Genomic DNA, 26,152 nt, shown 5'->3' with positions numbered 1-26,152 from the left:
CGAGAATTTATTAGTCTTGAAATATGAACACCAGTAACCAATCGAAAGTAGAAGCAGCCAAGTTACAGAGCAAACGGATATTCTTTGCCCTGGCTTTGACGGCTCGGGAAAAAGAGAGCATTGCCGACTGGCGATCGCAACATTTAACTGATCTAAAAAAGCCGGTGGCGAAGAACAACTTTCATCTTACCTTACGTTATATTGGCAACTGCCAAATGGGTGACATCACCAATCTAAAACAAGCTGCAACTAAGATTACCTGTCCCGAGTTCAAGTTTTCACTAGACACACTTGGCCATTTTAAAAAACCAAGGGTGCTGTATTTAGGCGTAAATCAGGTGCCAAACCGGCTACTGCATCTGGCCAAATCCGTGAATGCGATGGTTGACGATACCTTGAAGTTCAAAAGCAACTCAGCTACTGATCGATTTACTCCTCATGTCACCATTGCCCGCAAAGTCTCTGCTGCAATTAATGTTTCAGACCTATTCGACAATAAGTTCGACATTAAGATAGAGGCAAGGAAATTTGCCCTGTTTGAGTCAGTGTCGACAGTGAACGGTGTAGTCTACACTGAATTGATGTCCTGGCCTTTGAGCGAGTTATATCAATCAAACTAATTTTGCGCACAACTCAGAGTTAGCAATAATTTAATGTGATTGGTATAAGAGCAAGGTAGAATCCATGGCTAGTTTTTTCCGTTTCGAGAATGATTAATGTCCTTGTATTTACAATTATTTTTGGGTGCTATTCGTCCACGCAGTTTCTTTCTTCCCTGTAGCGCAATTATTCTTGGATGCGGCATGGCCGCCTACGAAGGCATTGTCGATGGCGGACTGTTCGCCGGATTGTTATTTATCACGATGTTGGGACAAGTGGTCGTAAACCTTGCCAGTGATTATCAAAGGGCATTTATCATTCACGCCAGTAAGCGCAACGACGGGGCTATCAATAAACATCAGCAACTTCAGGGAACCATGCTAAGGTTGATCCTTGGCCTGTTTGTTATCTTCTGTATCGCACTAGGCGGGCTCTCCTTCGCCAGCACCTCGGTCGCTCCCGTGAGTATGACTCTGATGGTCGTCTGTTGTTTGCTTATGCTGTCGGTACTTCGCCATAAAACTCGTCGTGGTTTACCCACCGATCGATTCGGCCAAATTGCGTCCCTATCAGTCATGGCCTTACTCAGTGGCGCACTACCGTTTCTAATTAGTCATTACCTGCACACCGCAAACCTGCAGGCAATCGATATTCTTATAGCCGTTGCCACCAGTTGTCTGGCATTAATGACCTGGTTTAGCGAGCAAATCATGCTGCGTTTATCTAGCCATGAAAATATGCAGATAAGTGCTGATGATTCACCGTTAGTGCAATCGCCTCCGGCGATTGGCAACCTGCTAAATGCACAAACCATTGTGCTTGTATTGGCAGTCGTCACCACACTTTCGTTGATTTTTGCCGAGCAACTGCCGTTGTTATCCCTGGCGTTTATCTTTGCCCTGCCCTCATTGGCGGCAACCATTATCACCACCAGGCATCTTCCTGATTTTGACACGGCGCAAAGCCAGATGACCAAAACCGGTATCGCCAGTTTCTCTTATTGGGTGTTATTTACGGTGGGATTGATGTGGTAGATTGAAAATATGTCTACTTTGGTAGCCCCTAACTTTCTGGAATACCACCTTCTCTGCAATCATATCTTCCCCGAATGTACGCAGAATAATATTGTCCTTTAGAAGAGGATGCTATCCAATCTCGATAAGTTGAACTGGGCACTCGGCAATATTGATAGTAAGTGTTTTGAAGTAAAACGAGTAAATACATTTCTTCTTCCAAATAACAAATTCTATGTACGAAAGAGCTTTGTGTATGCGAACAAGAGAAATTGTTTAAGTTCACATCCCCTCGGTATTTAACCGATACTGTTTCAGCTCTGCAATAAGAAAGACAAAGCACTGACAAAAAGACCACGCCAACAAGTTTCGACACCTTAAATCGCCGACTTTCACTAATCGAATTCAACTCCAAGCTGTTACCAATTTTTATATTGTTTCTACTTCACGCCAACGACTAATTTAAGCACATAAGGGAAATAGTATGCGAATAAGAGCAGAAAACAGTCAAACCGAAGCGTTCAACTGCCTGCTTTAGAGTTTACCTAATTATAGAATCAAGCCAGTGATCGTCGCGATACCGCTACCGGTTGCGCCAGCCGCCCACATGCTATTGCCATGCTCGTTATAACAAGCGGATAAGTCAATGTGTAACCAACCCTTGCCTTCTGGATTAACGAAACGAGCTAAGAAACCAGCAGCGTTACTGGCACCACCCATGCCTCCGCCTTTTTGTGTGGTCGAGTTAGCAGTATCGGCAAATGCTGACGGACATTTCCCTTGGTGAAATGCTTCTAACGGTAGTGGCCAGGCAGGATCGTTAACCTTATCGGCCACCGATAATGCATTCATCGCTAATGATTTATCCATAGAAAACATAGCATTGTATTCACCACCAGTGGCGAGCATTGCCGCACCGGTTAAGGTAGCGGAATCGATGATCATCTCAGGATTATTTTCGCTAGCAGCAATCAAACCATCGGCAAGCACCAGGCGACCTTCGGCATCGGTATTCGCAATCTCAACAGTTGTGCCGTTTTTATAGGTTAGGATATCGCCAAGCTTATAGGCGTGATCACTCACCATATTTTCGGCACAACAAAGGATTAATTTAACCCGCTTATCCAACCCCCATTGGATCGCTAATGCTAATGCTGCAGCAGCAGTTGCTGCACCGCCCATATCGCACTTCATAGAGAACATACCAGCACTTGGTTTAATGGAATAGCCACCGCTATCAAAGGTAATCCCTTTACCCACTAAAACCGCATAAACCGGGGCATTATCATCGCCACCAGGGTTATAATCCACGGTTAACATTGCTGGTGGATTGACACTACCTTTACCGACATTATAGGTACCGGTCCAGCCCTGCTTTTCCAATTCTTCACCGATAACCGTTTCAATGCTGATTGCATCGGGTGCCAGCGCTTTTAAGTATTCGGCGGCCTGGTCGGCTAACGAAACCGGCACTAGCTGCGATGGTGTTTGGTTAATCAAATCTCGAGCCCAGGCGTATGTTGCCTGTTTTTGCTCAAGACGAGTCACTAATGCGCTATCACCACAATAACGTACTGACTGCAATTTACCGACTTTGCTAAATCCCTGGGTAAACGCCCATTGAGCATTTTCGCTCCAGTTGTCGCCTTGCAATTGTGCAACTTCAACGCCAAGGCCTTCGATTTTTCTGCCTGCCTGCTGGATGGCACGAAGGTTAAGATTCCCGGTATCTGTAACGCGAATAAAAATCACGTCATCTTTGATCACAACAGAGTTACCCTGCTGCCAACCGGAAAAATCTTTCGATTGCGATAATTCAATAACCGCGGTATCACTCATAGTCATTTCCAAATATCAAAAAAGTTTCAATTCATTCGTTCCTCTCATTATAGAGTTTGCCATACCCCCTCTGGCAAGTAATCTCGTATCTATCTTGCTATCAAGATGTTAAATTTACGCAACACTTCAATCTCCTGAACACGACGTCACTAACAATGCAGTATCCAAAGCCTCTAGAATCCGCCACCTTAATCAAGCGTTATAAACGCTTTCTCGCCGATATAGAACTGAACGATGGTAGCCTTATTACCATACATTGCCCGAATACCGGGGCAATGACCGGGTGTGCTGAACCGGGATTTACGGTGTGGTATTCAACATCAGAAAGTAAAACCCGGAAATACCCTCATACCTTTGAATTAGCTCAAAATAATCTCGGTCACTGGGTAGGTGTGAATACCTCGCTTGCTAACAAACTTGTGGTTGAGGCCATTAAAAACGGGGTTATTGATGAACTAAGTGGTTATCAGAACTGTCAAACTGAGGTAAGGTATGGAGAAGAGCGGTCACGGATTGATGTAATGTTAACTAGTCCAGACCGGTCTGATTGTTACGTTGAAATTAAATCAACGACCTTGCTTATCGATGGAAAAGGATATTTTCCCGATGCGAAAACGACTCGTGGTCAAAAGCATATCCGCGAGTTAATGGCGGTTAAACGTCAGGGTCAGAGAGCCATTTTGTTCTTTTGTGTTCAACATACGGGTATTGAGCGAGTAAGCGTCGCCGATTTTATCGATCCCGCCTACGCAGCCCTACTTAGTGAAGCAGTCTTAGCTGGAGTGGAAATTCTTTGTTACGGTTGTGAGATCAATGAATCACACATAAATTTGGTAAAAAAATTAGAATTTGCTTTACCTTAGGCTTGATATGGAAACTAAGTGCCCTTATATAGCGATTCGATATCACCAACAGTATTGAAACTAAGGCATTGCCACGGTTTAGACATTCTGTTATAGATACACAATTAATTTAATCGCTCTACGAATGACGTTGTTTTAGGAGATTCGGCATGCCAACAAATATAATGAATAATCCGACGGGCTTTCTAGCCAAAGCTGGTGTACAGCCATATAAAGAATCGGCAGGCGAAGAATACATGAACCCTGCTCAGGAAGATCACTTTCGTAAAATCCTTGAAGCATGGCGCGCGGAATTACGTCACAATGTTGACGGTACCGTAAGTCACATGAAAGATGAAGCTGCAAACTACCCGGATCCTGTTGACCGTGCAGCCCAGGAAGAAGAATTTAGTCTCGAGTTACGAACTCGTGACCGTGAGCGAAAGCTCATTAAAAAGATTGAGAAGACATTGCAGTTGATTGAAGACGGCGAGTTCGGCTTCTGCGACTCTTGTGGTATCGAAATCGGTATCAAGCGTTTGGAAGCACGTCCTACGGCTGACCTTTGTATCGAATGTAAAACTCTTGCAGAGATTAAAGAGCGCCAAATGGCAGGCTAACGTCTGACGTGACCAATGCTAATCCTCTAAACACTTTTGTTGATAAACGCCCTCTGCAGCAATACCGAGGGCGTTTTGCTCCCTCCCCTTCTGGTCCACTGCACTTCGGGTCTCTGATTGCTGCACTTGCAAGTTTCTGCCAGGCCAAAGAGGCCGGCGGAAAATGGCTGGTTCGCATCGAAGATATCGACCCGCCTCGCGAACAGCCCGGCGCTGACAAAGCTATTCTGAAAACCCTGGAAGCCTTTGGTTTGCATTGGGACGAAGAGGTTTTGTATCAAAGCCAGCAACATCAGCTGTACCTGGAAACATTAGACTTTTTAAGCGCTGAAAACTTAAGTTACGGCTGTGACTGCAGCCGCGCAAAAATTAAAAAAATTGGTGGCATTTATCAGCGCCATTGTCGCGATTTAAATCTAAGCGGAGAAAACCTCGCCACCCGTTTGGTAAACCATCATCCGTTTGATTGTTTCGAAGATAAGATTCAAGGCCTGGTAAAACAGCCTGAAGATCTGGCCCGGGAAGACTTTATAATCTTTCGCCGCGATGGTTTATTCGCTTATCAGTTAGCGGTTGTTGTTGATGATATTTATCAGGGGATCACTGAAATTGTACGCGGCTGTGACTTACTGCAACCAACCTGTCGACAACTTACCCTTTTCAAAACCTTAGGTATTGCGTCTCCAGATTACGCTCACGTGCCTTTGGCGATAACCGATGAAGGTTACAAGCTAAGCAAACAAAATGGCGCGCCTGCCATTGATGAACACCGTCCCCAGGAATTGTTATACAAAGCATTGAAGTTTCTTGGCCAGCCAGTCACCAAGGATATTATCGATTGTAGTGTTGATGAAGTCATCCAATCTGCGATTGCCAACTGGCAGCTCTTCTCGGTCCCTAAAGATCGGGAGATCGTTTACCGCTAATGTACCTGATGGCTCAAGAACAGTTTCGGCAATCGTAAACTATACTGTTCAAACTGCTTACTCAGCGAACACATTTATCAATTAAATCAACGCATCCCTGTGCATAGTCGAATGCAAACAGGTATAATGTGCGTTTATTTTCATAACCCACATTCAACAAGCCTTAAGATTGAGTTATTGGTAGTTGAGGTAAGCAAGATTAACGTATTGAAAACGCTGGTAAAAAGAATACTAGGAAAGACGCAGAACATGGACACAGAACAGGCTGACGGTGAGCAATTACCACGCGTTCTGTCGCGCGATGAACACAATATTTCTCGCAGGGACATCAGCGAAAATGCCCTGAAGGTTTTGTATCGCCTGAATAAAAGTGGCTACGATGCCTATCTGGTAGGTGGGGGTGTGCGCGATATCCTTCTCGGTGAGCACCCGAAAGATTTTGATATCGCCACCAATGCGACTCCGGAACAAATCAAAAAATTATTTAGAAACTGTCGGTTGATCGGCCGTAGGTTCCGCCTTGCACATATTGTTTTTGGTCGCGATATTATTGAAGTAGCAACCTTCCGTGGCCATCATGCCAATCAGGATAAAGCCGAAAAGCGTGGCGGCAAACAACACCATTCCAAGCAAAGCGAACACGGCATGCTGTTGCGCGACAATATCTATGGCAGCATTGAAGAAGATGCTGAACGTCGCGATTTCACTATCAATGCGCTGTACTACTCCACCCGAGATTTTAAAGTCTATGACTTCGCCAATGGCCTTGAAGACATTGAGCGCCGCAAAATTCGTCTGATTGGCGATCCAGAAACTCGTTATCGTGAAGATCCGGTTCGTATGCTTCGGGCAATCCGCTTTGCTACTAAACTGGACATGGATATCGCCAAAGATACCGCTAAACCAATACGTGAGCTGGCGCCATTAATGGCGAATATCCCAGCGGCACGGATGTTTGAAGAATACATGAAGTTATTCTTGTCCGGTAAAGCGCTGGCAAACTTTCAATTATTAGCTGACTTTCAGCTATTGGAATATCTGTATCCACATATCAGTAAAACTTATGCCGACAATCCGATTGATAAAAGCATTGATTTCGTGCGTCAGGTGCTAATCAATACCGATAAGCGCATCAATGATGGCAAACGGGTAACACCGGCATTCTTACTGGCGGCAGTGCTTTGGTATGAGATTGAGCAGCAAAGCCAGCAATTGCAAAAAAAATCCGGCATGCCACCACAAGATGCCTTCTTCGTGGCGATGAACCAGGTACTTTCTGAACAGCAACGTAGTATTGCCATTCCAAAACGTTTCCAGCTGCCAATGAAAGATATTTTTGCCTTGCAACATCGCCTGACCCGACGCGAAGGGAGTCGCGCCTTTAAAACGCTGGAACATCCAAGATTCCGTGCTGGTTACGATTTCCTGTTATACCGGGGCATGGTTGAAGGTGGCGAGTTGGAAGAGCTGGCGAACTGGTGGACTAGCTTCCAAGACGCTTCGCCTGATACCAAACAGCAAATGATTAAAAGCTTCAAGACATCGAGAAAGCGTCGACGCTCGCCGCGCAAACGCAGTCAGTCAGCGGCCAAGGAATAACCATGACACTCGTTTATCTCGGGCTCGGCAGTAATCTCGAACAACCGGATCAACAGTTAAAGTGGGCGGTACAACAATTGGCCAAGCAGCCTGGAATCGAAATAGCTGCGCTATCGAGCATTTACCAAAGTCGACCGATGGGTCCTCAGGACCAACCCAATTATCGGAATGCGGTAATTGCCATCGAAACACAACTCGAACCGTTATCGCTATTGGACGTCACTCAGAAAATCGAGCTCGATTCAGGACGAGTCAGGAAAGATGAACGCTGGGGTGCAAGGGTATTAGATATAGACATCTTGCTTTTTGGGCAGCAGACAATTAATCTACCGCGCCTTGAAGTACCTCACTATGGGATGAAAGAAAGAGAGTTTGTTCTCTATCCTTTAGCAGAGATTGCTGAAAATTTAGTATTACCCGATGGTCAGAGTTTGACCGAACTGGTAACATCCGTTGCCCCTAACGGAATAAAAATTCAGGGGAATTTGCGCTAAAATTGTTTCTGTGCCAAGGTACGGGCATCACTGAAAAAGTATGTATTTATGAGTAGAATCACCATCAGTAAATTGCAGGCGATGAAGTCTGCTGGAGAAAAAATTTCTTCAATAACGGCTTACGATGCCAGCTTTGCACGCTTATTTGACGAAGCCGGCATGCATGTCATGTTGATTGGCGATTCTTTAGGAATGGTTCTTCAAGGCCAAAGCGATACGCTTCCAGTGAGTATCGATGATGTTGCCTACCATACAAAATGCGTACGCAGTGGAGCATCAAAAGCTCTAATCATCGGTGATATGCCATTTATGAGCTATGCCACGCCAGAGCAGGCTTATGAAAATGCCGGCAAGCTTATGCAAGCCGGTGCCAATATGGTTAAAGTAGAAGGCGGCGAGTGGTTATATGAAACCATTTCTGGTCTCGTTGAGCGCAGCGTGCCAGTATGTGGACACCTTGGGCTAACGCCTCAGGCTGTTAATGTTTTTGGCGGTTTTAAAGTTCAGGGGCGTGATACCGAACAAGCTCAAAAGATCCTTAACGAAGCGGTTAAGCTGGAACAAGCGGGTATCCAACTGCTGGTGCTAGAGTGTATTCCGGCTGATTTGGCTAAAGCCATCAGCGAAACCTTAACCATACCTGTGATTGGCATCGGCGCTGGTAAGCATACCGATGGACAAATCCTGGTAATGCATGATGCATTAGGCATTTCCTTCAGTAAAATTCCTAAATTTTCACGCAATTTCCTAAAAGATACGGGCAATATCAGTGACGCTGTTGCTCTTTATATCGAAGAAGTAACACAAGGACGTTTTCCGGGCGAAGAGCACAGCTTTTAGTAGTCATGAAAACCGTTGAATCCATTATCGAGCTTCGCTCCGTATTAAATCAGTTTCGCGCACAGGGCCTGACAATAGGCTTTGTCCCGACAATGGGCAATCTGCACCACGGGCATCTGTCGCTTGTTGATGAAGCGAAACAGCAAGCCGATATTGTCGTTGCCAGTATATTCATTAACCCAATGCAGTTCGGTGTTAATGAAGACATTGATAATTACCCACGCACTCTGGAAAAAGACAAAGAAAAGCTGGTAGCCGCCGGCGTTGAAATCCTGTTTACTCCAACACCAGACATTATCTATCCCAAAGGTCTTGATAAACAGACCTTTGTCGAAGTACCAGGGCTTTCATCCAGCTATTGTGGAGAAAGTCGCAAAGGCCATTTTCGCGGCGTAACCACCATCGTTTGTAAGCTGTTTAATTTGGTTCAGCCTGATATCGCCTGTTTTGGCCTCAAGGACTATCAACAGGTGCAGATGATTCAAACCATGGTCGATGATTTATCAATGCCGATTAAAATCATCCCGGTTGCAACCAAACGTGAAGACAGCGGTCTGGCGATGAGTTCACGAAACACTTACCTTTCAGATGCGGAAAAAGCTCAGGCAACGGCCTTGTATAAGACTTTGCAATGGGTAAAATCGCGCCTGGCAGAAAACCAGGAATTTGAAAAAATTGAGTTGATTGCCCGCTCAAAAATCGATGCTGCAGGCATGCGCACCGATTATATCGATATCTGTAATGCCGAGACTCTTGAACCTGCCTCAGCAGGCGACTCCAACCTGGTTGTGCTCGCTGCTGCCCATTGTGGCAAAGCCCGTCTTATCGACAATATTCAGGTCAGCTTGAGCTGACCTTAAGCGTCAATAATCGACTGTAATTGAGCAAGCAGTTCGGTTTGCTCAGTTGCGATACTTTCCTGTTCCACCAAAACCTGTTGCAGAATAGCTTCTGTGGTTAACGGGTTTGCCAATACCACTCGAAATACGCTAATTGCGCCGCTATATTTTCCCTGCTCTGGAATTCGGGTTCGGGAGACAAAAGATTTGCCGGCTTCACGCTGCAGTTTTTGCATCGCTACGGTTAGCTGATCCAAAACCTCATTAATTTTCTTTGCTTTATCCGCGGAGCAGGATTGCAGATAGGTTTGAACATTTTCTGGAACATATCGATACGTTAACAGGCAGAGCTCGGGCTTGCTCACTAATTGAAAATTCCTATCCTGTTCGATGAGGTTGGCAAAATATTTGGCCTTTTCAATGCTTTGGTTAATCAATAATTCATAACCTGGACGAGAGATGATATGCAGGCTGGCATAAAGCAGCATGGCCATTCCCGGTCGGGAACCTTCCAGGGTATGGCTACCCAGATCTTTTGATCCTTTGCGAAGAATATATTCAGCATGATGTTCAATGGCAGCGACAGCTTTCGGGTTTTTAAAGACCACCAAACCGGCGCCCATTGGTACATACATTTGTTTGTGGGCATCTATGGTTACCGAATCGGCCTGCTCGATACCAGCAAGTAAATGACGATATTTATCCGACAATAAGGTCGCCCCACCCCAAGCGGCATCAACATGAAAATGCGCCTGATACTGTTGAGCTATTTCTGCCATCTTTGCCAGCGGATCTAAGGTTCCGGTTTCAGTGGTGCCAGCAATACCGACTATCGCCATGACTTTCACATTTTGCGAATGCAGCCGGGCACACTTCTCTTTGAGCTTGTCACAATCCATGCGATGCTCACCATCGGTAGGAATGGCGATGATGCTATCATGGCCAAGGCCAAGAATATTCGCCGCTTTTTTCAGTGAATAGTGGCCACGTTCAGATACCAAAATTGCCAGGTCATCATAACCATAGGCTCTCAGGCCTTTATTCAAACCTTCTTCCGATACCCCTTTAAAACCAGGTTTAGCTGCCAGCAGGCTATTGCGGGCAACCCAAAGCGCGGTAATATTTGCGACCGTACCACCCGAACAAAATGCACCTAAGGATGAGTCGGCAGAATGCATCCAGGTATCATAGAAACTATCGGTTTGACCATAAACCAGGCGGTGCATCATCCCTAAAACCTGGCGTTCCATCGGTGTGAATGCTTTCGAGGTTTCGATTTTCACCAGGTTCTGATTGAGTCCAACCATCAATTTTGACAGCGGTAACAGAAAATACGGCAAAGCAGAAGTCATATGACCGATAAAACTCGGTGCCGAGGTATGCACTGACTGAGCGATTAACTTATCTAATAACTGGCGAGTATGGTCGGATACATATTCCGGTTGTTCCGGCAATGCCGAGCTGGCAAAATCCAGTTCGATTTCCGATAAGGGTTTATCCGTTGCAACAATGTGATGGCTCAAAAATCCATTGAGGTTTTTTGAGATTTCTTCTTCAATCAGACTCAGGGTTGAATCCGGTGCCTCCGGAATGGTGAATATCCGATGAAGGGAATCGTTATTTGCCTGCGCGTAGCGCTTATCATTCGCCATGATGTTAATTCTCGCTAAACCCTGTGCTCAGCTGCTGTAATCTCTAAAGTTGTGCAAATTTAAGCTGCCAACACAGTTGACCGCTCGCCTGATATTTTGCTTCAAACGGTGTTAGAGGCTGCTCATCGTTAATCTGAGAAATATTTCCCGATTTTCCCGCCAATTCCGCGGCGCGCTGAAATTCCTGAAGGTATATCAGCCAGTTAGAGCGTAAGGTCAGGCTTTTGCCAATTTGCAGAATATACGGAAACACTGAACTGCCATGCCATCTGCGTTGCAAATGCTTGGCCTTTGGCCAGGGGTTTGGATACAGCAGAAAATGCTCGCGAATCGGCCATTGATGTTGCACCACCAGACGATAAAAATCATTTAAATCAGCGCGGATGAGACGAAAATTATCCGTTTCATGTTCATCTTCAACATTACGTTCAATGCGATTTAATGATTTATCCACGCCAATCACTAGCGCTTCTGGATAACGTCGGGCTAATATCCGGGTACTCTGACCAACACCGCAGCAGGAATCAAGAATGACAGGCCCGGAAAAAGCTGCTATTTGCTGATTGATTTTATCGAACGCCTGCTGGGTATGATCAGAAATCGGTTTCAGAAACGGATGTGATAAATGCTTATTAACCACCTCATCAAGATGTTCATTGAGGCCATCCTGATTGGTAACTATTGCCTTGGAATCGCCAAAACTCATTAGCTTCTTAAACCTATACCCCGAGAAATCAGAAACATGGCAATGGCGTAGAGGGTGACAATAAATACGCCGATTACGCTAAACGCAACCGTTAAGCTGACGTCACTGATCCCTAAAAAGCCGTAACGAAATGCGTTAACCATGTAAACAATTGGATTTATTTTCGAGACGCCCTGCCAAAATTCCGGTAACAGGGAAATAGAGTAAAACACACCGCCAAGATAGGTTAGCGGGGTTAACACAAATGTCGGAATAATCGAGATATCATCAAAGCTTCCGGCAAATACCGCATTGATTAACCCGCCTAATGCGAAGACCGCGGAAGTTAACATAACCGTTGCGATAATTACCCAAATATTATGTATTTGGATATCAACAAAAAATAGTGCCACTAAGGTAACAATAGAGCCTACCAGAATACCCCGGGCCATGCCGCCGCCAACATAACCGGCAACTATCACCCAGTTAGGCACCGGTGCTACCAGCATTTCTTCGACATTACGTTGCCACTTGGCGCTAAAAAACGACGAAGCAACGTTGGCATAAGAATTGGTAATAACCGACATCATGATGAGTCCGGGTACGATAAAAGACATGTAATCAAATCCGCCCATGTCGCCAATGCGTTTACCAATTAACGAGCCAAAGATGACGAAATACAAACTAATGGTTATCGCAGGGGGCACCAGGGTTTGCACCCAGATACGCATAAAACGATGCACTTCTTTGTGCAAAATACTGCTAAGAGCAATGCGAGTGGATGATAAAGACATGTTATTTCGCTCCCTTGTCATTATTGGCCACCAAAGTTACGAATAACTCTTCCAATCGGTTGGCTTTGTTACGCATACTCTGTACGGAAATGTTTTGCTCAGTTAACTGAGTGAATACGTCATTGACACTTTGTGATTTGGCAATGTCCACTTCCAACGTGTGATCATCAATGACCCGGTAGTCGACACCATCGAGCTGAGGTGTTGCCGCCCCAGGATTCAGATCGAGAACGAAGGTTTCAATATGAAGTTTAGACAGCAGGCTTTTCATGTCGGTATTTTCAACAATAGTGCCTTTATCAATGATGGCAATATTGCGACACAGCATTTCTGCTTCTTCCAGATAATGAGTGGTCAGAATAATGGTGATGCCCTGCGCGTTTAATTCTCGAAGGTAATCCCACATGTGACGCCGCAATTCGATATCTACACCGGCAGTTGGCTCATCGAGTATCAAGACTTTTGGTTCATGCATCAGCGCCCGAGCGATCATTAAACGACGTTTCATTCCCCCGGACAGGTTACGCGATGGCTGGTCTGCCTTATCCCACAAATCCAGCTGCTTTAAATACTTTTCAGCACGTTGTTTGGCTAGTTTGCGCTCAACGCCATAATAGCCCGCCTGATTTACCAGTATTTTCATTGGTGCTTCAAACTGATTGAAATTAAACTCCTGAGGAACCAGGCCAAGATAGCTTTTCGCTTTATCCAATTCATTGTCAATGTCGTGACCGAATACCTGGACCTTGCCTTCAGTTTTATTTACCAAAGAAGTAATCACGCCAATAGTCGTGGATTTACCGGCACCGTTAGGCCCCAACAATGCGAAAAAGTCACCTTGCTGTACCTGTAAATCGATACCTTTAAGCGCCTGAAAACCACCTTTATAGGTTTTTTTTAAGCCTGCAATTTCTAAGGCTGCCTGCATTTATCATTTCCTCAAATCCCAGCGGGAACGGCATATGTCGATGATGAGTAAGTCTAATAAGGATAGTTGAAAGCAATCACTAAAATACGCTTACCCTTTAAGGGCTAGCATTTTAACAACAAGCTTTGCTAATTTCCTGTAAAATTTACCAATTCCCTATGTAATGAAAATATATTGCGAATGAACAAACAGGTCCTGATAGATAAGCTTATTGCCTTAGTCCAGAGTAAATTAGAAGAAGCGGAGCAAGCCCTGCAGGCCGCGCATGCAGCGGCAATTGATGACCAAAGTGTTGCTGAGACTCAATATGACACCCTGGGCTTAGAAGCTTCCTATCTGGCTTTGGGGCAATCTAAACGAATTGCTGAGCTAAAGAGCAAAGTTCAGGGGCTGAAAACCTTCTCACCGGCGGATTTTGCTGAAGACGATGAAATAGGCGCTGGCGCCATTGTCTGTTTAGACAAGACAACAAGCCAGTACTTTCTGTGTCCATTTAGCAGTGGTGAATCTCTTGATATCGACGGTAAGACAATTATTGCCATTAGCCCACAAAGCCCGCTGGGAGAAGAGTTGCTGGAACTGGGAATTGGCGATACCGTGCAGCTACCTAACGGCCAACAGGCATTGGAAATCCTGTCTATTGAGTAGCCTCTGTTAATTAGCGACTATCAAATAAAGCCTATTAATTAACGTTAAGAAAACTGCGCTTTGATGGCACTGACATCTGCCAGATTCTCATCCACTTTCAGATAAGCCACGGATTCCGAATAGACAATTGTTGATTCAATCACGCCTGGCATCGCCATTAGTTTTTGTGCCACTTCCCTGGCATGTTCTTCGTCGGAGAAACTGATATTAAAGCTGACACTTTTCGCTTTCGCAGGCATTTTCATGGTTAACGCCAGCAACAACCACACTAGCAATACGGCGGCCGCAAATAAGAAAACGCCGGATTGCGAGTAATACATTTGCACCACCCCACCAGCAAGACCACCGACAAAGGCGCCAAAAAACTGACTGGTGGAAAATATTCCCATCGCGCTGCCTTTATCGCCAGCAGGTGCTATGCGTGACAATGCCGATGGCATTGTTGCTTCGAGATAATTAAACGCCACAAAGAACAACACCACGGTAATCACCAATGCAGTGAAGCTTTGCTGGAATCCCCATAGAGCCAGCGCACTTGCCGTTAACAGCACGATTGCACCGCAAAATACCAGCTTTTCTTTGTTCTTCTTAATGGCCCAAATCATAAATGGCACCATCAATACGAAAGCACCAAGTAACGATGGCAGGTATAACTGCCAGTGCTTTTCTGCGGCGAATCCCAAATCAACTAACATCGCCGGTAAAGATACGAACATTGCCGTCAGTGCCAAATGCAAGCTAAATACACCAACATTAAGACGCATCAACTGTGGATTTGCGAGCATCATTTTAAGCTTCGCCGGAACCGCAACATTATCGCCCTTCGGGGCAACATTGATGGCATCTGGGACAATAAACTTGATCACCAAAATACCGAGCAAGGCTAGCAATGCGGTGGCCCAGAAAACGCCAGATAACGCAAAGCTGTCGGCAATAATTGGACCTAAAACCATAGCCAGTGCAAAAGAGACACCGATGAACATACCTATGGTCGCCATCACTTTTGGACGTTGTTCTTCTCGGGATAAGTCTGCGGCCAGTGCCATGACTGCACTGGCGATAGCGCCCATTCCCTGCAATGCACGGCCTGCGACAACACCGTAAACGCTTTCTGACATAGCGGCGACTACGCTACCTAGACAAAAGATTGCCAGGCCTGCATAGATCACCGGCTTACGGCCGAATTTATCAGATAATATTCCCATTGGAATTTGCAGTAGCGCCTGGGTAAATCCATAGGCACCAATTGCCAGGCCAAGCCACAAGGCATTAAATCCATGGAGATCGGCACCATATACCGCAAAGATTGGCAGAATCATAAACAGGCCAATCATCCGCAAGCCAAAAACTCCAGCCAGGGATAAAGCGGCTTTTTTCTCTACAGGATTTAGTGCGTCTTGATTCATAAAGGTTACGGATTAATTCTTTTCGTGGTTAAGGTTGCAGGTGTCTCGCTGTTGAACAAATAATCGAGAGGCCTGCCTGTAAAACAAGCCGCTAGTTTAACATGCCAAGCTTATGAGAATCACCTGCCTGACAGCAGTTTTTTCTTCGCTAATAAGGACGAAGGTTAAGAGTAGGTTTCATGGGTAGGTGCGTGGCTCAACAGAATTTGTTTGAGATTATCCTCAATAGCGACAGCACCTTGTTTTTCATAGCAAAAGTGCACCATAACAGCGGTACCACTGGCTCTGCATTCACCTTGTTGCCAAACCTCTTGATAAACGTCGAATGAAGAATTCCCGACCCTGGATATAAAGGTTCTTACTTCGATTTTTTCACCGTAATAAATTTGCGCATGAAAATGCACATCGATTTTGGCGAGAATCAAAGGCCAGTTTTGTAAATCCAGTTCCGGCGTGAACAACTTAAACACCCCTTCCCTGGCGCCCTCAAACCAGACTGGAATACAGGTATTGTTAATATGGCCTAGGGCATCGGTGTCGCTAAAGCGTGGAAAAAATTCATCGCTAAACATGTAGGGTTCTCAAAAAGTTAAGCATTATGGCTAAAATTATTGCATAGTACTGCTACGATTTACCAAGAAATAATGTGCCCCGTGACCGATTTTATCGAAGTTTATGATAACGCCCTGTCAAAAGAATTTTGTCAGAAATTCATTCAGCAATTTGAACAAAGTCCCCATAAAACACCGGGGATAACTGGCGGTGGTGTCGATACCAGTAAAAAAATCAGTACTGATATTTACCTTAATAAGCACCCGCAATTTCAGGAATCTCTGAATACTATTCTGCAAACCACGACACATCATATCCAGGCTTATCTGGAAAAGTATTTTTTTGCCTTAATCAGCGGTATATCCCTTACCGTAAATCATCCGGTAACAGGAAAACCGGTGCAGTTAACTGCCGACAACTTTGTAGAAGTCGGTAAACCGAATCTAATGAACCTGGTTCGTTATCTGTTCCAACTGGCACCTATCAATGCGCAAAAATACGATAAAGGCATAGGTAATTACGGTTACTGGCACTCGGAAATTTATCCACAACCGAACGGCAATATGGCATTACATCGGACTTTGTTGTTTTTAATCTATCTCAATGACATCGAAGAAGGCGGAGAAACAGATTTTTATTATCAGGAAAAAAGTATTCGTCCGAAGGCAGGCACTATGGTGATTGCACCCTGCGGATTCACCCATACTCATCGCGGCAATGTGCCGATCTCAAGTGACAAATATGTGTTAACCTCATGGATGCTATTTAATCCGGCAGAACGTATTTATACGCAATAAAAGAGACAATATGAAAAAACGATCAGGACTAATCGCAAAGATTACCGCATGCAGCGCCCTTGTCTGCATGAGTTTAAGTTTTTCCCTAGTTGCTGCGCCACCGAAAGCACCGGAACGAGAACGGGGTGAAGGTCCGTATAAACGGCTGATACTGCGCGGGGCTAACGTCGTTACCGGCGAAGGTGCACCAGCTCAGGGGCCAATGGATATCGTTGTTGAGAATGATCGTATTGTCGCCATGGTAAGCGTTGGTCACCCAGGGGTACCTATCAAAGCCAATCGTCGTCCAGTGGCCAATCCCGGTGATCAGGAGCTGGATGTCAGTGGTCATTATATCCTGCCGGGTTTTGTCGATATGCACGGGCACATTGGTGGCAGTGCCGATAATATTCCAGCCGAATACGTATTAAAGCTTTGGCTCGCACATGGCATTACCACAGTGCGCGAACCGGGCAGTTTCAATGGCGTCGATTGGGTGATGGACCACGTAGAGCGCGCTGAGAAAAATACCATCGCATCACCTCGCATTGTCCCTTATGTGGGCTTTGGTATGGGTAACAGTCGACCTATCACCACCCCGGAACAGGCGACAAAATGGGTAAAAAGTATTGCCCGGGATGGCGCAAAAGGTATCAAATTCTTCGGCGCTGAACCTGCCATTATGGACGCGGCGCTGGCGCAGGCGAAAAAATCCGGTCTTGGCACCATGATGCATCATGCGCAATTAGAAGTGGCACGAATGAATGTTCTTGATTCGGCGCGAATGGGATTAACGACCATGGAGCATTGGTATGGCTTACCGGAAGCGCTTTTTGAGAATCAAACCATCCAAAATTATTCCCCAGACTACAACTACAACGATGAAATGGATCGCTTTGGTGAAGCTGGGCGATTATGGGCGCAGGCGGCAAAACCTGGTAGCGATCACTGGAATGCGGTTCGCGATGAATTAATTGCACTAGATTTTACCTTAGATCCAACCATGACTATCTACGAAGCCAGCCGCGATTTAATGCGGGAGATGAATGCCGACTGGCACCAAGAATATACCTTGCCAACGCTTTGGGAATTCTTCCAACCGTCCCGTTATGCCCACGGCAGCTACTGGTTTGACTGGACTACCGATGATGAAATCGCCTGGAAGCAGAATTTCAGAACCTGGATGACGTTTTTAAATGATTATAAAAACCATGGCGGTCGGGTCACCACAGGTTCCGATTCTGGATACATTTTCAAGATTTATGGCTTTGGCTATGTTCGTGAATTAGAACTCTTGCGTGAAGCGGGTTTCAATGCCCTGGAGGTGATTAAAAGTGCTACCTACAACGGCGCTGAAGCTCTGGGGTTGGAACAGGATATTGGCTCATTGCGGGTAGGTAAAAAGGCCGATATGGTAATCGTCAAAGAAAACCCGCTGCGCAACTTTAAAGTGCTATATGGTACTGGCCATTTTCGCCTTGATGACAATAACCAACCAACCCGGGTTGGTGGTGTAGTTTATACCGTCAAGGATGGCATTGTTTATGATGCCAAGCAGTTGCTTTCGGATGTGAGAGAAATCGTCGAAGAAGCAAAAACCAAGGAACAGTAAAAGACGAGTAAATTTATATCGAATACAACAAGCGTTTCATCCATCGATAAGATGGCTACCCAAAAAGAGGAATAATAATAAATGGAAAATAATGTATATGCTGCACCTGATTCCGATGTCAATGTGCAATCAAATAGTGACGTTAATAAGATTTATTCACCAACTCAGGTTGCCGTTGGCACGTTTTTGGGTGGGCCAGTCGGGCTGATGTACTTTTTGATGTCGAACTTTGGCACTTTGCAAAAGCACGATAGCAAACAGAAAACCCTGTATGCAGGTATTGGATTAATCGTCCTTCTATTACTGACGATGCCTTTCCTGCCAGATGATTTCCCAAGCCTACCATTTACCGTTGCTTACGTAATTATTGCCAGATATGTTGCAGATAATCAGCAGATGAAAAAGCAAGAAATTGTTGAATCCGATAACTATGTATTTCAATCAAACTGGAAAGTGCTCGGCATGGGCCTACTCAGTATTGTTGGTTCAATGTTAGCTATTCTTGGGCCGCTTCTGGTGTTGGAATTTACCGGCGTGATTTCATTATAACTAGCATTCTGCCAATATTCGTTGAGCCATCTATCGGACTCAAGGTAGAAATAAAAAGGGGCAAATCATGCCCCTTTTTAAATGCTAGTTTTTATTACGCAGATTCTGCTTTATTCCATTCTTCCAGCGCATGCTCAAACTGGCTGTGTGCTTTGGAAACATAAGCTAAAACCTCATCGACATAACCATCCGTTGACGCCGACCAAACGCGATTCAGATAACGTTCGCCCGCAGCAAAACTCGACATGATGTCGGCATACGCCATCAGGCCAAATAAATGCTTCATACTTTCACGGCTATCGGCAAAGTTGTTTAAATCTTCGCGGAACATACGATCAATTTCAAAGCGCATATCGTAGGTCGGAACCTTGTCTTTGCGGCCATCTAAGTCTCTAAGGTTTGCCAGAATATTGTTGAGACTGGTTTCTAATATTTGCTTATCACTGGCCAATAAGCTGTCGTCCTGAGCCGCGGCTTTTTCGCTGGATTTCAACAGAAAAATACCAACAACGCCGGCAATCATCACCGGAATGAAATACGTCCAGTTGATGGTTTCTTCATCCAGCGATGCTAAGAATGCGCCCGCCAGAAAAGACGCGATAACAATAAATTTTGCTAAGTTAATCATCTGTCTTATCTCCTACGCTGCAGTCGCAATTTTAACCACGGCGTAACCTACGCCAACCAAAGCTTCACCAACAATCAAACCTGCGGCGATTGGAATACCTTTGTTATCAGACCAATGGGTGCCCTTTTTACGATCAACAACTTCACGTAATAAGGTACCTAAGGAATAGGTCAATACGATATTGAATGGTAGGTAAAAACCAAGACCAACGGTAATACCCAGGCCGCCCATCATCGCTGATAACAAACCACCTAATAATGCGCCGGCAGTATATTTTTCTGTTGGTACGTCACCACCAGTAATACCCTGAACCATGGAAGCCAAAGCCTGACCTTGCGGTGCTGGCAGTTCATCACTACCTAAACCAAAAGCACTGTGCAGAACATAAATCAAAATGATAATAACGATTGGCCCCAACCAGGCGCCGGCAAACTGACCGAGTTGTTGCATACGTGGCGTTGCACCAACCAGATAACCGGTTTTCATATCCAGCATTAAGTCCGTAGCCTGACTCATCGCCACACAGGTGGCAGCACCTACGGTAACAGCGGCAACAATAGCGCCTGTGGTGTCCATGCCACTGGTTAGCATGATCAGAATGGTTACTGCGACAAGCGTCATACCACTCAGCGGTGACCAGTTAGTGCGGCCAATGGCTTCGGAAAGGATGATACCTGACATCCAAATCCAAAGCGTACCTAGCAGCCCCATAGCAATACCGCGGCCGATACCTACTTGCTCGGCTGACGTCCAGGCCATGATCATGAGTAAGATAGCAGCGCCAGCAACAGCGAAATAAAGCAGTTTGATTGGCATTTCATCTCTGCTCAATGCACTTTCGACTTTGGCGCTGTTTTGCATCGATTTAATTGCTGAGCGAATCAAAGGTAAGGCGAACACGACACCAATAACCGCACCGCCAATTAACATACCGATACCGGTTGGTCTGAATAGGGTAAGGCGAAGCGCGTTGGCATCGGTGATTTCATTGCCTGCGGCATCTAACGGCAACATCCCGGTTAGATCCAACATTGGTGCTAAGAAGAAATAACAGACAAAGCCACCAACGATAAAAGCAAAACCACCGCGGCCAGCGATAAAGCCAACGCCTACGGTCATCAGAGACGCATAAAACATTAGATTCAAATACGCGTAATCTTCAGGAATACTCAACCAGTCACCGACATGCAAATCATGAACGCCGTTGGCCAAGGCCAATACATGGATAACCCCGGAAAATATCATCGCGCCAACAAGTAACTTGGCTTTTTCGATACCGGCCCCAGGCGATTTCAAAATGGTTGCGACGGCAACGCCACCTGGATAGGTAAGGCGTTCAAAATCAATCATTTGCTTACGTAATGGAATGATAAAAGCAATACCTAAGAAGGCACCTGCGATGGCACCAAAGGTTACGATGTATGGATTTAGTTCCTGACCATAGCCAAGAATAAATATCGCCGGCACCGAGAACATTAAACCCGAAGATGCACCGTTAACTGCCGATGCAACGGTTTGGGTTACGTTGTTTTCGATAATGGAACGGCGACGTAAAATGCCGCGCAAGATACCAAAGCCAAGGATGGCAGCAAGCTCTGAACCCTCAATGGAAAAGCCGAGTTTCAATGAGGCGTAACCAATAGAAATGGCAATAATGACACCGAGAAAATAGCCGACAAAAATCGCATATTTCGACAGCTCAGGGTATGGACCATAGGATAGTGGCCCGTCGGAGGTAGATTTAGGTTTATCTGCCAATTGATCGGATGTTGTTTCTGACACAGACAGCTCCCTGTTATTTGTTTTAGTTATTCGGGTCGTTCGATTGTTAACGATATAAACGACTAAGGCAATCACAAAACCAATAAAACTGTTTTTGTGGATGGTATCTGTTGTTAACTTTAGATTCCGGTTCGAAGACCGGAATGACGCTCTAGGGTAGGGGCCGAATGACGCTCTAGGGTATGGGACCGAATGCCGTTACCCCTTAACTTCGTCATAACGGAGTGGTCCGGTATCTCTTGCCAAAAACTTAGATTCCGGTTCGAGGACCGGAATGACGCTCTAGGGTATGGGGCCGAATGACGTTACCCCTTAACTTCGTCATACCGGAGTGGTCCGGTATCTCTTGCCAAAAACTTAGATTCCGGTTCGAGGACCGGAATGACGCTCTAGGGTATGGGACCGAATGCCGTTACCCCTTAACTTCGTCATACCGGAGTGGTCCGGTATCTCTTGCCAAAAACTTAGATTCCGGTTCGAGGACCGTAATGACGCTCTAGGGTATGGGACCGAATGACGTTACCCCTTAACTTCGTCATACCGGAGTCGTCCGGTATCCCTTGCCAAAAACTTAGATTCCGGTTCGAAGACCGGAATGACGCTCTAGGGTAGGGGCCGAATGACGCTCTAGGGTATGGGGCCGAATGCCGTTACCCCTTAACTTCGTCATACCGGAGTCGTCCGGTATCTCTTGCCAAAAACTTAGATTCCGGTTCGAAGACCGGAATGACGCTAGAGTGATTTGGGGTCGGAATGACGTAGAGTTAAAGCGCTTTTTCTGAACTCTGTGCTCTGTATTCTGTATTCTGTATTCTGTGTTCTGTGTTCTGTATTCTGTATTCTGTGTTCTGTGTTCTGTGTTCTGTGTTCTGTGTTCTGTACACTGAATTTAGCGGCAGTTTCAGCTGACGCTATAATTCAGCCATCCTCAACATGGCACCAAGTAAGACATTAGCACCAGCAGTGATATCGTCTTTATGGGCATTCTCTGCCTCGTTGTGGCTTATCCCGCCTTCACAAGGAACGAATATCATCGAGGTGGGCGCAACTTTAGACACATACACTGAGTCATGGCCGGCACCACTGAACATTTGTTTTGCCGAATAGCCAAAAGCTTCTACTGCTGCAGATACTGCGGAGACACAATTGCCATCGAATGTAACAGCTGGCGAATTCCACTCATCATGAATGGTTGACGATAATTGGTATTGCTCACTTACCTCTGAAACAATTTCTCTAAACGCCTGATCCATTTGTTCCAGAATTTGTTGATCGGGATGACGTAAATCTACTGCCAAAATTAATTGCTCGGGTACCGTATTACGAGATCCCGGCAGCGCCTTAATATCTCCGAATGTTACCCGCGACCATGGCGCATATTGCTGTGCTAGTTGATACAGTTGCTTGGTAATGTCGGCAAGCCCCATAAAAGGGTCACGGCGCTGCTCCATTGGCGTCGGACCAGCATGAACCGGACTTCCGGTGATGGTTAAATCATACCAACGCATCCCCTGAACGCCTTGCACTATACCAATCTGTAGCTCCTCTGCCTCGAGAATTGGCCCTTGTTCTATGTGTAATTCAAATGCCGCTTTAACAGCAAAAGCACTACATTTCGCATCACCGAGCATATTATGGTTAACTAGCTCGTCCTTGATGCTTACACCCTGTTTATCCGTCCGCGACCAGCCATAATCAATATCAAACTCACCACACCAGACACCAGAGCCAATCATAGCAGGAGAAAAGCGAGCCCCTTCTTCATTGGTCCAGGCAATTACCTCAATAGGGTGTAAGGTTTCAATATTTTGCTCATTAAGCGTGCGAATAACTTCCAGGCCGGCAAGTACCCCATAGACACCGTCAAACTTTCCGCCTGTCGGTTGGGTGTCCAAGTGACTACCAGTAATTACCGGTGGTAAATCATTATTTTTTCCTGGGCGGCGGGCAAATAAATTGCCCATTTGGTCGTAACGTACTTCACACCCAGCATCTTCACACCATTGAATAAACAGATCTCGCCCGGCTTTATCCAGCTGCGTTAGCGCCTGACGATTACAACCACCTTTTTCAGTAGCGCCAATTTTGGCCATGCTCATTAATGACTGCCAAAGACGCTGGCCGTTAATCGCTAATGTTTGGCCATTGGTCAAATCATTCATTACGCATCTTCCCTGCTCAAAGGCTGACACATACAGTGAACACCACCACCGCCAGAGGTAAACATTGACATGTCCGGTGCGAAAACTTCTAAGCCATGGGCTTTGGATTTTTCAATAAGCTCGGTACTTTGTGCCGGTATCAGCACTCTGTCATTACCTAGGGCAACCACATTCACGCCGAGCTCTAGCACACTGCGATAGGAAATATCGATGATTTCAATACCTCGGTCTTTAAACCAGTCCAGCAATTCATCTTCAACCGCCTGGGTACAAACTGCTGCCAGTTTTTCCGACAACATGGCAACTTTGACATCAAGATGAAGGAAATATGGATCAAATTGATAGCTCTTAAATTCCCAACCTTCCGCTTCGATCCAGGCCTGCATCTGTTTTAATCCCGCTTCACTAGTGCGCTCGCCAGTATAACCACATAAAATCACGCCCGGCTCCAGCACCATAAAATCACCACCTTCAAAACTGCCTGCGGTAATGATGTCATAAAGTGGAATATCCATGCCCTGATAAAACTTTATAATTTCTGCCCACTCGCCACGACGCCAGGGGCTAAACATCTGAGTGACCACTGGGCCCCAAGGGGTCATAACGCTAGAATCTCGTGCATATAATTGATAAGGAAGTTGCTCGTCAGGCTTTAACAGATGGGTATTAACGCCACATTGACGATAAATATCCAGCATCTGTTGATACTGTTGTTTAGCAACCGCAATATCAAACTGACGACCCAGGCGCATCGAACGGCGCGACATCGCATTGCCGGTTTGCCATGAGTAATGATCCATCGGCCCGATTAACACATCTTTTAAAACCCCATATTCAGAGTCCATGCTCCAGGGTTGTAGCCTTGGGGTATTGCCGCCATCCAGGCGTCGTTTAAAGGTAAATGCATTCATTGATTTATCCTGATTTCATTACTCTTAACGTGTAAATTTATGGTTTTAGGGGAAAGCCCATTTTCTCGACCATTTTCAACCATGGGATCCTCCAGCCACCTTTTTCATCGGCGGTATCTAAGGCATACATGGTTAGCTTGGCACCAAGGTATCGAAATGGCTCTGGTGGAATATAGCCCGGGACGGTTTTGGCGAACGTAAGCTGTGTCTCCGGAATGTCCTTGTTATCAATAATTGCCAACCCAACCCGAGCGGCGAAACGACTTGCGGTTACTCCAAAACCCGAATAGCCACCGGCATAAATCATTTTGCCAGCAAAGAACCTTTGATAGTGCACAGCCATTCTGGTGGTGAGAGCAATCGGGCCACTCCAAGCATGGGAGACAGATACACCCTTTAATGACGGGAATGTGCGATGCAATGCCTCGAGCAAACGGTAATAAGGTTCAGGAGTTTTATCTTGCTCAGGGTCGGTATTGTTGTTGTAGAAGTAGCCAAGCCGACCACCAAATAACAGCCGGTTGTCTTTGGTTAAACGCATGTAGTTTAACTGGGTGCGGGTGTCGTAAACGCCCTGACGATTAGTCCAGCCAATTGACTCTAGTTGTGCGGCAGTCAAAGGTTCAGTAACCAGAATGCGATCGCGAATCGCCGAAACGCGACGGCTGATTTTTTTGTGATGAGAAGTAAAAGCATTGGTAGCCAGTATTACTTTAGCTGCTCGAATTTTTCCGTTAGGCACAGTGACTTCAATGCTATCGCCAAGATTTTTGGCTTTTAGCTTTGGGGTATTTTCGTAAAACGTCACCCCTAAAGACTTTGCTGCACGCTTTAATCCCCAGGCAAGTTTTGCCGGATTAACCGTACCGCTGCGCTGTTTTGACCAAAGCCCCCCAGCAAAAAGTGGCGAATTAACTTCTGAGCGAACCTGCTCTGCAGATAACAAATGCGCATCATGACCAAAGCGTTTATAAAGTTGATATTCACGCTCAATGTCCTCAATTCCCTGCTCACCAACGGCAACCGTTAGCTCACCACCCCACTCAATATCACAATCGATATCAAAATCTTCGATGGTTTTTCGAAAACCATCCATGTTTTCCTTACCAAGTTGTTCCAATTTGTCCATTTCTGCAGCGAATAGCCGATATGAGTTTTCCATACCATGCATTAACGATGTTGACAGAATCGCGCCCGGACGACCAGTGGCGCCGATGGCGATTTGTCTGGCCTCAATAACGGTTATCTGGCGATTGGGATTTTCCTGAATTGCCTGCAATGCGGCCCAAAGCCCCGTAAATCCAGCGCCAACAATCAGTAACTCGGTTTCGATATCACAGCAAAGCTCTGGCTCAGGTGCTGGTCTGTCAGCACTATCGAGCCAATAAGGAAAAAATTTAGTCTGACTGAATCCGTCAGTCATCGATGAGGGCATGAACTGCTGCTCCACAAAAT

The 26,152-nt window shown here is 45.7% G+C and carries 26 protein-coding genes; 13 read left to right on the top strand and 13 right to left on the bottom strand.

The genetic code is table 11. The features are described from left to right. Positions 1–23: 23 nt before the first annotated feature. Together thpR and FNC98_RS01485 are read left to right on the top strand one after the other, a co-directional pair. Positions 24–620, top strand: coding sequence for an RNA 2',3'-cyclic phosphodiesterase (thpR, locus tag FNC98_RS01490; protein ID WP_143579599.1), 597 nt, complete (start codon positions 24–26; stop codon positions 618–620). 96 nt (positions 621–716) lie between these two features. Next, a complete protein-coding gene (locus FNC98_RS01485) occupies positions 717–1,634 on the top strand; it encodes a hypothetical protein (RefSeq protein ID WP_143579598.1) in 918 nt (305 codons plus the stop codon). A gap of 28 nt (positions 1,635–1,662) precedes the next feature. On the opposite strand, the gene FNC98_RS17040 is transcribed toward FNC98_RS01485, so the two are convergent. Next, the gene (locus FNC98_RS17040) at positions 1,663–1,899 is read right to left on the bottom strand and encodes a KTSC domain-containing protein (RefSeq protein ID WP_409574569.1); all 237 of its coding nucleotides are present in this window, start codon (positions 1,897–1,899) and stop codon (positions 1,663–1,665) included. 263 nt (positions 1,900–2,162) lie between these two features. Beyond that, positions 2,163–3,452 carry an aminopeptidase PepB gene (gene pepB / locus FNC98_RS01475; RefSeq protein ID WP_143579596.1) on the bottom strand — a complete coding sequence of 430 codons (1,290 nt, stop codon included), beginning with the start codon at positions 3,450–3,452 and terminating at the stop codon, positions 2,163–2,165. Between the two features lie 155 nt (positions 3,453–3,607). Here pepB and sfsA point away from each other — a divergent pair, with 155 nt between their 5' ends. The 7 genes from sfsA to panC all read left to right on the top strand — a co-directional run bounded on the left by sfsA (position 3,608) and on the right by panC (position 9,627). Then, positions 3,608–4,315: a DNA/RNA nuclease SfsA gene (gene sfsA / locus FNC98_RS01470; RefSeq protein ID WP_143579595.1), complete on the top strand. Its 708-nt coding sequence runs from the start codon at positions 3,608–3,610 to the stop codon at positions 4,313–4,315. Positions 4,316–4,464: 149 nt separating this feature from the next. Then, complete coding sequence (gene dksA, locus FNC98_RS01465; protein ID WP_143579594.1) at positions 4,465–4,914, top strand: RNA polymerase-binding protein DksA; 450 nt, start codon at positions 4,465–4,467, stop codon at positions 4,912–4,914. 8 nt (positions 4,915–4,922) lie between these two features. After that, entirely contained in the window at positions 4,923–5,840 is a 918-nt protein-coding gene (gene gluQRS, locus FNC98_RS01460; protein WP_143579593.1) for a tRNA glutamyl-Q(34) synthetase GluQRS, read from the top strand. 291 nt (positions 5,841–6,131) lie between these two features. Next, positions 6,132–7,439 carry a polynucleotide adenylyltransferase PcnB gene (gene pcnB, locus FNC98_RS01455; RefSeq protein ID WP_221932937.1) on the top strand — a complete coding sequence of 436 codons (1,308 nt, stop codon included), beginning with the start codon at positions 6,132–6,134 and terminating at the stop codon, positions 7,437–7,439. A 2-nt stretch (positions 7,440–7,441) separates the two neighbouring features. After that, complete coding sequence (gene folK / locus FNC98_RS01450; protein ID WP_143579591.1) at positions 7,442–7,933, top strand: 2-amino-4-hydroxy-6-hydroxymethyldihydropteridine diphosphokinase; 492 nt, start codon at positions 7,442–7,444, stop codon at positions 7,931–7,933. Between the two features lie 48 nt (positions 7,934–7,981). Beyond that, on the top strand, positions 7,982–8,773 hold the full coding sequence (gene panB, locus FNC98_RS01445) for a 3-methyl-2-oxobutanoate hydroxymethyltransferase (protein ID WP_143579590.1): 792 nt from the start codon (positions 7,982–7,984) through the stop codon (positions 8,771–8,773). Between the two features lie 5 nt (positions 8,774–8,778). Further along, a complete protein-coding gene (gene panC / locus FNC98_RS01440; protein WP_143579589.1) occupies positions 8,779–9,627 on the top strand; it encodes a pantoate--beta-alanine ligase in 849 nt (282 codons plus the stop codon). Between the two features lie 2 nt (positions 9,628–9,629). Here panC and panP read toward each other — a convergent pair whose 3' ends face one another. From panP to FNC98_RS01420, 4 genes are read right to left on the bottom strand one after another with little or no spacing between them, the layout of a single operon-like run. After that, positions 9,630–11,264, bottom strand: coding sequence for a pyridoxal-dependent aspartate 1-decarboxylase PanP (panP, locus tag FNC98_RS01435; protein WP_143579588.1), 1,635 nt, complete (start codon positions 11,262–11,264; stop codon positions 9,630–9,632). A gap of 43 nt (positions 11,265–11,307) precedes the next feature. Continuing rightward, positions 11,308–11,970, bottom strand: coding sequence for a tRNA (guanine(46)-N(7))-methyltransferase TrmB (locus tag FNC98_RS01430; RefSeq protein ID WP_143579587.1), 663 nt, complete (start codon positions 11,968–11,970; stop codon positions 11,308–11,310). Then, entirely contained in the window at positions 11,970–12,743 is a 774-nt protein-coding gene (locus FNC98_RS01425; protein ID WP_143579586.1) for an ABC transporter permease, read from the bottom strand. Before FNC98_RS01425 ends, FNC98_RS01430 begins: the two co-directional genes overlap by 1 nt. Before the next feature lies 1 nt (position 12,744). Next, positions 12,745–13,671 carry an ABC transporter ATP-binding protein gene (locus tag FNC98_RS01420; protein ID WP_143579585.1) on the bottom strand — a complete coding sequence of 309 codons (927 nt, stop codon included), beginning with the start codon at positions 13,669–13,671 and terminating at the stop codon, positions 12,745–12,747. Positions 13,672–13,851: 180 nt separating this feature from the next. Between FNC98_RS01420 and FNC98_RS01415 the strand changes: the two genes are divergently transcribed. Then, a complete protein-coding gene (locus FNC98_RS01415) occupies positions 13,852–14,319 on the top strand; it encodes a GreA/GreB family elongation factor (protein ID WP_143579584.1) in 468 nt (155 codons plus the stop codon). A gap of 44 nt (positions 14,320–14,363) precedes the next feature. On the opposite strand, the gene FNC98_RS01410 is transcribed toward FNC98_RS01415, so the two are convergent. Next, positions 14,364–15,725, bottom strand: a complete 1,362-nt coding sequence (locus FNC98_RS01410; RefSeq protein WP_143579583.1) for an MFS transporter — start codon at positions 15,723–15,725, stop codon at positions 14,364–14,366. A 164-nt stretch (positions 15,726–15,889) separates the two neighbouring features. Beyond that, positions 15,890–16,297, bottom strand: a complete 408-nt coding sequence (locus FNC98_RS01405) for an acyl-CoA thioesterase (protein WP_143579582.1) — start codon at positions 16,295–16,297, stop codon at positions 15,890–15,892. Positions 16,298–16,378: 81 nt separating this feature from the next. Between FNC98_RS01405 and FNC98_RS01400 the strand changes: the two genes are divergently transcribed. The 3 genes from FNC98_RS01400 (at position 16,379) to FNC98_RS01390 (ending at position 19,214) form a co-directional block, all read left to right on the top strand. After that, positions 16,379–17,074 (top strand): 2OG-Fe(II) oxygenase, encoded by a 696-nt coding sequence (locus FNC98_RS01400; protein WP_143579581.1) that lies wholly within the window; start codon positions 16,379–16,381, stop codon positions 17,072–17,074. Positions 17,075–17,084: 10 nt separating this feature from the next. Next, complete coding sequence (locus FNC98_RS01395) at positions 17,085–18,665, top strand: amidohydrolase family protein (RefSeq protein ID WP_143579580.1); 1,581 nt, start codon at positions 17,085–17,087, stop codon at positions 18,663–18,665. Positions 18,666–18,746: 81 nt separating this feature from the next. After that, the gene (locus FNC98_RS01390; RefSeq protein WP_221932910.1) at positions 18,747–19,214 is read left to right on the top strand and encodes a hypothetical protein; all 468 of its coding nucleotides are present in this window, start codon (positions 18,747–18,749) and stop codon (positions 19,212–19,214) included. A 94-nt stretch (positions 19,215–19,308) separates the two neighbouring features. On the opposite strand, the gene FNC98_RS01385 is transcribed toward FNC98_RS01390, so the two are convergent. The 5 genes from FNC98_RS01385 to FNC98_RS01365 all read right to left on the bottom strand — a co-directional run bounded on the left by FNC98_RS01385 (position 19,309) and on the right by FNC98_RS01365 (position 26,132). After that, complete coding sequence (locus tag FNC98_RS01385) at positions 19,309–19,842, bottom strand: hypothetical protein (RefSeq protein WP_143579579.1); 534 nt, start codon at positions 19,840–19,842, stop codon at positions 19,309–19,311. Between the two features lie 12 nt (positions 19,843–19,854). Continuing rightward, positions 19,855–21,624 carry an OPT family oligopeptide transporter gene (locus tag FNC98_RS01380; protein ID WP_260680406.1) on the bottom strand — a complete coding sequence of 590 codons (1,770 nt, stop codon included), beginning with the start codon at positions 21,622–21,624 and terminating at the stop codon, positions 19,855–19,857. Positions 21,625–22,535: 911 nt separating this feature from the next. After that, positions 22,536–23,786 (bottom strand): M20 family metallo-hydrolase, encoded by a 1,251-nt coding sequence (locus FNC98_RS01375; RefSeq protein WP_143579578.1) that lies wholly within the window; start codon positions 23,784–23,786, stop codon positions 22,536–22,538. Beyond that, positions 23,786–24,697, bottom strand: coding sequence for a dimethylarginine dimethylaminohydrolase family protein (locus FNC98_RS01370; protein ID WP_143579577.1), 912 nt, complete (start codon positions 24,695–24,697; stop codon positions 23,786–23,788). The genes FNC98_RS01375 and FNC98_RS01370 overlap by 1 nt, the downstream gene beginning before the upstream one ends. A 37-nt stretch (positions 24,698–24,734) precedes the next feature. Continuing rightward, positions 24,735–26,132, bottom strand: coding sequence for an NAD(P)/FAD-dependent oxidoreductase (locus FNC98_RS01365; RefSeq protein ID WP_143579576.1), 1,398 nt, complete (start codon positions 26,130–26,132; stop codon positions 24,735–24,737). Positions 26,133–26,152: the final 20 nt, after the last annotated feature.

This window comes from Thalassotalea sp. PS06, from assembly GCF_007197775.1.
GTDB lineage: Bacteria > Pseudomonadota > Gammaproteobacteria > Enterobacterales > Alteromonadaceae > Thalassotalea_A.
Note: the sequence above shows the minus strand (reverse complement) of the source record. Positions and strands in the feature narration are given on the sequence as shown.

Bases quoted from the DNA above. Each gene is read 5' to 3' on its own strand.
- pepB (WP_143579596.1), bottom strand. From the start codon at position 3,452: ATGAGTGATACCGCGGTTATTGAATTATCGCAATCGAAAGATTTTTCC.
- FNC98_RS01425 (WP_143579586.1), bottom strand. From the start codon at position 12,743: ATGTCTTTATCATCCACTCGCATTGCTCTTAGCAGTATTTTGCACAAA.
- FNC98_RS01375 (WP_143579578.1), bottom strand. From the start codon at position 23,786: ATGAATGATTTGACCAATGGCCAAACATTAGCGATTAACGGCCAGCGT.
- panP (WP_143579588.1), bottom strand. From the start codon at position 11,264: ATGGCGAATGATAAGCGCTACGCGCAGGCAAATAACGATTCCCTTCAT.
- FNC98_RS01415 (WP_143579584.1), top strand. From the start codon at position 13,852: ATGAACAAACAGGTCCTGATAGATAAGCTTATTGCCTTAGTCCAGAGT.
- FNC98_RS01430 (WP_143579587.1), bottom strand. From the start codon at position 11,970: ATGAGTTTTGGCGATTCCAAGGCAATAGTTACCAATCAGGATGGCCTC.
- thpR (WP_143579599.1), top strand. From the start codon at position 24: ATGAACACCAGTAACCAATCGAAAGTAGAAGCAGCCAAGTTACAGAGC.
- sfsA (WP_143579595.1), top strand. From the start codon at position 3,608: ATGCAGTATCCAAAGCCTCTAGAATCCGCCACCTTAATCAAGCGTTAT.
- panB (WP_143579590.1), top strand. From the start codon at position 7,982: ATGAGTAGAATCACCATCAGTAAATTGCAGGCGATGAAGTCTGCTGGA.
- FNC98_RS01395 (WP_143579580.1), top strand. From the start codon at position 17,085: ATGAAAAAACGATCAGGACTAATCGCAAAGATTACCGCATGCAGCGCC.
- folK (WP_143579591.1), top strand. From the start codon at position 7,442: ATGACACTCGTTTATCTCGGGCTCGGCAGTAATCTCGAACAACCGGAT.
- panC (WP_143579589.1), top strand. From the start codon at position 8,779: ATGAAAACCGTTGAATCCATTATCGAGCTTCGCTCCGTATTAAATCAG.
- FNC98_RS01370 (WP_143579577.1), bottom strand. From the start codon at position 24,697: ATGAATGCATTTACCTTTAAACGACGCCTGGATGGCGGCAATACCCCA.
- FNC98_RS01410 (WP_143579583.1), bottom strand. From the start codon at position 15,725: ATGAATCAAGACGCACTAAATCCTGTAGAGAAAAAAGCCGCTTTATCC.
- FNC98_RS01485 (WP_143579598.1), top strand. From the start codon at position 717: ATGTCCTTGTATTTACAATTATTTTTGGGTGCTATTCGTCCACGCAGT.
- FNC98_RS01385 (WP_143579579.1), bottom strand. From the start codon at position 19,842: ATGATTAACTTAGCAAAATTTATTGTTATCGCGTCTTTTCTGGCGGGC.
- dksA (WP_143579594.1), top strand. From the start codon at position 4,465: ATGCCAACAAATATAATGAATAATCCGACGGGCTTTCTAGCCAAAGCT.
- FNC98_RS01365 (WP_143579576.1), bottom strand. From the start codon at position 26,132: ATGCCCTCATCGATGACTGACGGATTCAGTCAGACTAAATTTTTTCCT.
- FNC98_RS01420 (WP_143579585.1), bottom strand. From the start codon at position 13,671: ATGCAGGCAGCCTTAGAAATTGCAGGCTTAAAAAAAACCTATAAAGGT.
- FNC98_RS01390 (WP_221932910.1), top strand. From the start codon at position 18,747: ATGGAAAATAATGTATATGCTGCACCTGATTCCGATGTCAATGTGCAA.
- FNC98_RS01405 (WP_143579582.1), bottom strand. From the start codon at position 16,297: ATGTTTAGCGATGAATTTTTTCCACGCTTTAGCGACACCGATGCCCTA.